This window comes from Moorena sp. SIO1F2, from assembly GCF_010672755.1.
In the GTDB taxonomy this organism is placed as follows: Bacteria; Cyanobacteriota; Cyanobacteriia; order Cyanobacteriales; family Coleofasciculaceae; genus Moorena.
Window position 1 is genome coordinate 1 of record NZ_JAAHFV010000638.1, and the last position, 1,679, is coordinate 1,679.

Consider the following 1,679-nt stretch of genomic DNA (forward strand, 5'->3'; position numbering starts at 1 on the left):
TGCAATGCGCATGGCTGTGGAAATTGATCCTCGTCGTGCAGGGATGATTCCAAGCTCTAAGGGGGTTTTGTAGTTGAGAACAAACAAAAAGCCATGGGACTAAGAGTTCCACAGCTTTTAGACTGGTCTAAGGAGCATTAACTACATTTGATCGTAGAGTACGCTAACCTTGGGCATAGTGCTCGTAACAGTTTTGGTAACGACATGGTTTTTACTCAGCTATATTCCAAAGGACGATTGTCCAAAGGGCACCAGCATTGTGCTAATCCTCATAGATTCAAACGACTAGCGCCCTAGTGCTGACGCTAGTCAACCCATTATATGCAGTCAGCCCCCCAAGGTACATCATTCAGACCTAGCCAAAGGCCAAGATTCCACCCTTGAGTTTTAGAAAAATCTGGGATTATGTGGTACCACTGGGGGTGATTTAATTTCATTTTCATTCTGGTGTTTCAGCTCAGTGGCAATGATTAGCTGATCAAGGGTGCAGTTGAGCTTTTCCATCATTAACTTAGTCTGCCAAAAGGAGAGCTTAGGCTGCATTTTACCCCTTTCCCAAATGGAAATGGTTTTTTGGGTTACTCCAAGAGCCTCAGCAAGTTCTCGCTGAGTTAAGCCAACTTGCTGGCGCAACTTTAGTAGTGTTATGTCATGATGTTCACGTAGCATTATACTTTACTATATATTTTCCAACGCCATATCATCAACGGTATAAACAAAAACACATAATGGCAGGTAGCCAAAAGCTGCTTTTGCTTTTTGAAACCTAATCATAACGCTTCCAGGTTGTTTACCCCAGCCATCCTTAAATCTACAAATAACAGCTCAATCCGTTATACGTCATCCACCTCCAGTCAAATATGGTTCCTGGTTGGGTAATATTACGGTTGCTTTAATCCCAAAAAGCCATCACTCTAATAAAAGACTTAGAAAAGAGTTAGGTGACCGGCTGTTGGATTAATCGGTATCAGCTGACCTGCTCTGCTGATAGAATGCCACCAAAGCTATTGATTTGATATATCTTGGCGCGTGATATATCTTGGTTTCAAATCGTTTACTGAAATCGTCTTATGACCGCTGTAACTCCCTTAGCTAATGCTCCCGATTTATCTACCGATAACTACCTGGTGGTGGGCTTAGCCACCTGCTTTATCAAAGAAGAGGGGGAAGTTCATCAAGTTCAAATTATTGAACCCATCCCCTCAGCCTCCCTAGAAGCATTGCTTAAAAGCGTTCCTACATCTTACTCAGTGGCTTGTGGTACGACTCTAGGTAAAGTAATCTCAGGGGATAGCCTTCTCAAACCCGCTGAGTTCCCAGAAGATGCTCAGTTTTGCGATGATTTTACTAACCGAGCTCTCGCCGCTGCACGCACTTATAAGAGTTGTCCAGAAGCGATCGCTCATATTCCCCTCGGCACAACGTTTGATAACTTCAACTTTTCCACAGAACGCAAGCGGTTGCTAAATATGCAGCGAGTTGTTACTAAGGAAGATAATGTCAAACAGCACGAGTACACTCACAAGGTTCTCTAATCGTTAATCGATTAGTCCAGGGAACAGGGAACAGGGAACAGGGAACAGGGAACAGGGAACAGGGAACAGGGAACAGGGAACAGGGAACAGGGAACAGGGAACAGGGAACAGGGAACAGGGAACAGGGAACAGGGAACAGGGAAC

2 protein-coding genes are annotated in these 1,679 nt (G+C 44.3%); one reads left to right on the top strand and one right to left on the bottom strand.

From position 1 onward, the window contains the following. Positions 1-387: 387 nt before the first annotated feature. Positions 388-669, bottom strand: coding sequence for a helix-turn-helix transcriptional regulator (locus F6J94_RS33650; RefSeq protein WP_293019847.1), 282 nt, complete (start codon positions 667-669; stop codon positions 388-390). 401 nt (positions 670-1,070) lie between these two features. Here F6J94_RS33650 and F6J94_RS33655 point away from each other — a divergent pair, with 401 nt between their 5' ends. Then, positions 1,071-1,535, top strand: a complete 465-nt coding sequence (locus F6J94_RS33655; protein ID WP_293019845.1) for a hypothetical protein — start codon at positions 1,071-1,073, stop codon at positions 1,533-1,535. Positions 1,536-1,679: the final 144 nt, after the last annotated feature.

Coding starts and splice junctions, on each gene's coding strand:
- F6J94_RS33650 (WP_293019847.1), bottom strand. CDS start 669: ATGCTACGTGAACATCATGACATAACACTACTAAAGTTGCGCCAGCAA.
- F6J94_RS33655 (WP_293019845.1), top strand. CDS start 1,071: ATGACCGCTGTAACTCCCTTAGCTAATGCTCCCGATTTATCTACCGAT.